Below are 4480 nucleotides of genomic sequence, written 5' to 3'. Positions count from 1 at the left end.
GTAACCACAGCGCCCATTGGCTTTGAAAGCCCTGCAGGTAAGGGCTTCGCTCGCGTGCGAGACAGGCGCCCTTCCGACGCTGATCGCCAGGGCGAGCCCTGGCGTTCGGAGGCGAGCCGCTGCGTGATCGTGTGCTGGAGGCGCTGCAGGCCGGACGTGCCGACCAGCCCGATCTGGCCTTCGAGGTCGCGCAGCAGGACGTCCTCGTTCATCACGACCTCCGACGACTGCATCATCACGGTGCCCTGGCCGGTGAAGTCGAACTGGTGCTCCTCGCCGGACGAGCCGCCGATCCCGAAGACCATCCGGGCGGCGCCGAACGCGCCGCGCATGTAGGAGTGGTCGTAGTGGTGGCAGGGCGACGGGCAGTCGGCCCAGCCGAGCAGCGCCTGCGGGTCGACGCGGATCGGCGGCTCGACGAAGTGCACGGGCCCGTTGGAGGCGGCGACGAAACGCCCCGTGCCGATCAGGGTCAGGAACCCGGGGATGATCGACTGCTTCAGCTCCAGGCCCGGTTCGAAGGCGAGCAGGTTCCCCGCCCGGACGGTGAGGTTGCCCTTCTCCAGGTCGAAGGAGTTGACGTCGAACCCCCGGTCGGCGAGGACGAGCTTGCCCTGCCCCTGCGCGACGATCCAGTCCTGCGCGTACAGCGGGGAGTTGAAGGTGTGCGCGACGAGGGAGTCCAGCGGGCCGGCCGACAGCGCCTCGAACCTGATCTGCCCGTAGTAGGCGATCATCTTGCCCTTCTGCGCGAACCACTGCCCGTTGAGGTCGACGCTGAAGGCGTAGGGGTTGACGTTGTCGTTGGACGGCAGGGTCGTGGGGTTCCAGGTCCGCGTCCCGAACGTGCTCACGGTCAGATCTTCCTCTCGCTGGCCTGGACGTAGACGACGCCGGAGCCGCTCAGCTCCAGCTGGAAGCCCTCGCCGGAGCCGCGCCCGATCAGGTCGCGCAGCCCCACCGCCGTGGTGAGCTTGTTCTGCACCTGGCCGCGGTGGGCCACGTACGCCTGCGGGTCGACGTGGACCGGGCGCTGCGGGGTGATCGGCAGCTCCATCACGCCGCCGTGCGACAGCAGCGCGCACGCGCCGTGCCCGGTGAGCGTCGTGGTGAACAGGCCCTGCCCGGTGACCGCGCCGCGCACGATGCCGCGCACGCCGCCCTGCTCGCCCATGAACATGGTTCCGACCTGCAGGGTGGTGTCGTGCACCAGCAGCCGGTCGGCCTCGGCGTACAGGGTGTCGGCGCCGTTCAGCTCGACGACGGACACGTGCAGCCCGCCGTGGCCGAACATGACGCTGCCCTGGCCGGTGACGTGCATCATCGCGCTGTGCTCGCCGGCGACGGCGCGCCCGAGCGTGCCGCCGATGCCCTGCCCCGCCGTGGCGGTCGGGGCGAACGACACCGCGCCGGTGTAGGCCAGCATGGCGCCGCGCTTGCTGTAGACCTCCTGCCCCGGTCCGATCCGGACCTGGAGCATCTTGGAGTTGATCGACTCGTAGCCGGGCATCAGATCTCCAGAATCCCGCCGCGCTCGGCCGGCTGGACGTAGACCAGCCCGTGCCCCTGGTACCGGAACTGCACGCTCTCCCCCGATCCCTGGCCGATCACCGTCCGCCAGTTGACGTCGGTGACCACGTCCTGCTGAAGCTGCCCGTGGTGGCAGACGTAGGCGTGCGGGTCGACGCAGAGCGGCGTCTGCGGCGTCACCTCCAGCGCGATGGCCGGCCCCTGCGACAGGACCGCCACCGTCCCGTGCCCGTCGACCTTGGTGGTGGCGAGGCCCTGGCCGGTGCCCATCCCCCGCAGCCCCACGAACTGCACGCCCGTGTTCAGGCTCCCGTCGAGCGCCAGCAGGCTCTCCGACTCCACGAACAGGGTGTCGCCCGTGAGCTGGACGAGCGTCACCTCCGTCGCCTCGCTCGCCAGGTAGACCGTCCCCTGTCCCGTGATCTCCATGAGGGTCATGCCCTCACCGGCGATCTTGCGTTTGAGGGCGCCGCGCAGCCCCTCGCCGCCCGTCATGCCCTGCCGCTTGAACGCCATCTGGCCCTCATAGGCCACCATCGAGCCGTTCAGCGCCCGGATCGTCTCGCCGCCGAGGTCGACGGCGAGCATCTTCGAGCCGTTCATTCGAAATTGCGCCACGAAGCGAGAAGATACCGCCCGGCGCGTTGCCGGTCCGCCCGGTGCGCCGATCGGCAAGGATGAGCACATGTGGATCGCTCCCGAACGCCGCAGTCTCAGCCGGTGGGCAGTCCCAGGGCTCGTCCTGGGCGCCGGCGTGGTGGTCGGGGCCGTGCTGGCCGCCGACGGGCGGTCCGGCACGGCCCTCATCGCGCTGGCCGCGCTGGCCGGGTACGCGGCGTACCTCGCCTACCGGCGCAACGAGCCGGCGCTGCCGCTCAGTGAGGGGTTCGGGTCGGGCACCCGGGCCCGCGCCCACCTGCGGGCCGCCGCCATGACGGGCGACGTGCTGACCGTCGCGGTCGTCGGCGGCCTCATCGTGCAGGCCCTGCGCGGCGCCGACATCACCGCCTACGTGTGGCTGGCGGCCGTCGCCGGCGTGACGTACCTGCTGTCGGCGGTCGTCGGCGGCCGCGGGCTGTGACCGGAGGCCGCGGGGTGTGACCGGCGGCCGTCCGGCCGGGTGAGCTGCGGGAATAGTCGGTTAACTTCTCCTGACAAAAGCGGTTTCGCCGGTCCCCGGGCGGCATGATGCGCCTGTGTCCGCCCCCGACACCCTCGACGCGCTCGTCCCGGCCCGGGCCGTGTTCCACCCCGTGGTCGACCTCGGCACGGGCGCCGTCGTCGCCGTCGAGGCGCACGCCGCCCCGGCCGGCGAGTCCGACCGGACCGGCGGACCGGTGCGGCCCGACCCCGCGTCCGGGGACGTGCGGCGCGCGGTCGAGGCCGCGCGCGCGGCCGCCGAGCTGGGCACGCCGCTGCCGCTGCAGATCGGGCTGCGGGCCGAGACCCTCGCGAGCGGCGGCGACCTGCTGGCCGGGCTGCACCGCGGTCTCGGCGAGACCGGGCGGCGCCCGCAGGAGATCATCCTGTGCGTGGGCGGGGGCTTCGCGCCCGCGCGGCGCCCGGCCGTCGCCGCCGCGCTGGCGGCGCTGCGCCGCGCCGGATACCTCGTCGGGCTGTCCGGCCTCGGCTCCGCGCACACCCCGCTCGACCTGCTCGTCGACGGCGCCTCCTACCTGCTCAAGCTCGATCCCGGGCTGGCCCGGACGGCGGCCGCCGACCCGCGCCGCGCGGCGCTCGTGGCGAGCCTCGTCGAGCTGGCGCACCGGCTGGAGACGCACGTGCTCGCGCCCGGCATGACGACGCCCGACCAGGTGCTGCACCTGCGGGAGGCCGGCGTCCGGCTCGTCCAGGGCCCGGCCCTCGCGCCGCCGGACTGGCGCCCGGGGATGCCGGTGAGCATCCCGGTCACGGGCGGGCACGAGCCGCCCGCCCGGCCCGGGGCCGGGCTCGGGCCGCGGGTGTCGGAGTTCACCCTCCCCGCGGTGACGCTGCCGCTGACGGCGACCGCCGGCGAGGTGCTCACCGTGCTCAACGCCGAGACCGGCGCCACCAGCGTCGTCCTGGTGGACGAGCGGCAGCGGCCGAGCTTCACCGTGGACCGGACGCGCTTCCTGCTCCGCCTGTCGGGCGCCTACGGGCACGCCCTGCACGCGCGCCGGCCCGCCGCGCGGCTCGCCGACCCGCCGCGGCCGGTCCCGCGCACCGTCCCGGCGATCGCCGCGCTGCGGGCCGCGGGCGCCGAGGACGAGCGCGTCTACGACGACCTGGTCGTGGTGGACGAGGTCGGCCGCTGCCTCGGCATCGTCCGGGTGGCCGACCTGATCCGGGCCATGTCGCGCTGAGACCGCCGCTGGGGGCCTAGAGCGCCCCGGATGATCCCTTATGTGGATCAAGGCCGGAGAATCCCGTTACGGCCGTCTCCTGGGCGAGGATGGCCGCCTGGACCCGGCTGCCGAGCCCGAGCTTGGCGAGGATCCGGCTCACGTGCGTCTTGGTGGTCGTCTCGGCCATGGCGAGCCGGGCCGCGATCTGTCCGTTGGACAGCCCCTCCCCGAGGCAGGCGAACACCTCGCGCTCGCGCGGCGTCAGCTCCGCCAGCCCCGGCACCTCCGCCGGGGCGGCCGGCCGGGCCGCGAACGCGCCGATCAGCCGCCGGGTGACGCCCGGCGCGAGGACTCCCTCCCCCGCCGCGACCGTCCGCACCGCCTCCACCAGCCGGTCGGCGTCGACGTCCTTGAGCAGGAACCCGGCGGCGCCCGCGCGCAGCGCCCCGAACACGTACTCGTCCACGTCGAACGTCGTCAGCACCAGGACGGCGGTGAACCCGGCGATCCGCCGGGTGGCGGCGACGCCGTCCAGGCGGGGCATATGTCTCGGCGCCGATCCCACGGGCCACCCCAGTTGACAGGCGCCCGTGCAGCCTCACCTGAGTCTGGGACGAAACACC

The 4480-nt window shown here is 73.6% G+C and carries 5 protein-coding genes and 1 pseudogene; 2 read left to right on the top strand and 4 right to left on the bottom strand.

What is annotated here, in order from left to right; translation table 11 throughout:
- The 3 genes from AB0C69_RS38680 to AB0C69_RS38670 form a co-directional block, all read right to left on the bottom strand.
- The coding region (locus tag AB0C69_RS38680) for an AIM24 family protein (protein WP_360361003.1) at positions 1–854 on the bottom strand (854 nt) is incomplete at its 3' end.
- Between the two features lie 2 nt (positions 855–856).
- The gene (locus AB0C69_RS38675) at positions 857–1510 is read right to left on the bottom strand and encodes an AIM24 family protein (RefSeq protein ID WP_345181087.1); all 654 of its coding nucleotides are present in this window, start codon (positions 1508–1510) and stop codon (positions 857–859) included.
- Complete coding sequence (locus AB0C69_RS38670; protein WP_345181085.1) at positions 1510–2148, bottom strand: AIM24 family protein; 639 nt, start codon at positions 2146–2148, stop codon at positions 1510–1512. Before AB0C69_RS38670 ends, AB0C69_RS38675 begins: the two co-directional genes overlap by 1 nt.
- Before the next feature lie 67 nt (positions 2149–2215).
- Here AB0C69_RS38670 and AB0C69_RS38665 point away from each other — a divergent pair, with 67 nt between their 5' ends.
- Positions 2216–2611, top strand: a complete 396-nt coding sequence (locus tag AB0C69_RS38665; RefSeq protein WP_360360998.1) for an ABC transporter permease — start codon at positions 2216–2218, stop codon at positions 2609–2611.
- Between the two features lie 115 nt (positions 2612–2726).
- Positions 2727–3875, top strand: a complete 1149-nt coding sequence (locus AB0C69_RS38660; RefSeq protein WP_360360995.1) for an EAL domain-containing protein — start codon at positions 2727–2729, stop codon at positions 3873–3875.
- 16 nt (positions 3876–3891) lie between these two features.
- Here the strand turns inward: AB0C69_RS38660 and AB0C69_RS38655 are convergent.
- Positions 3892–4401 (bottom strand): annotated as a pseudogene (locus AB0C69_RS38655) (response regulator transcription factor); the annotation flags it as partial.
- Between the last annotated feature and the right edge of the window lie 79 nt (positions 4402–4480).

The sequence above is a fragment of the Actinomadura sp. NPDC048032 genome, from assembly GCF_040653175.1.
Taxonomy (GTDB): Bacteria; Actinomycetota; Actinomycetes; order Streptosporangiales; family Streptosporangiaceae; genus Spirillospora; species Spirillospora verrucosospora.
This window is presented reverse-complemented; position numbering and strand designations above follow the sequence as displayed.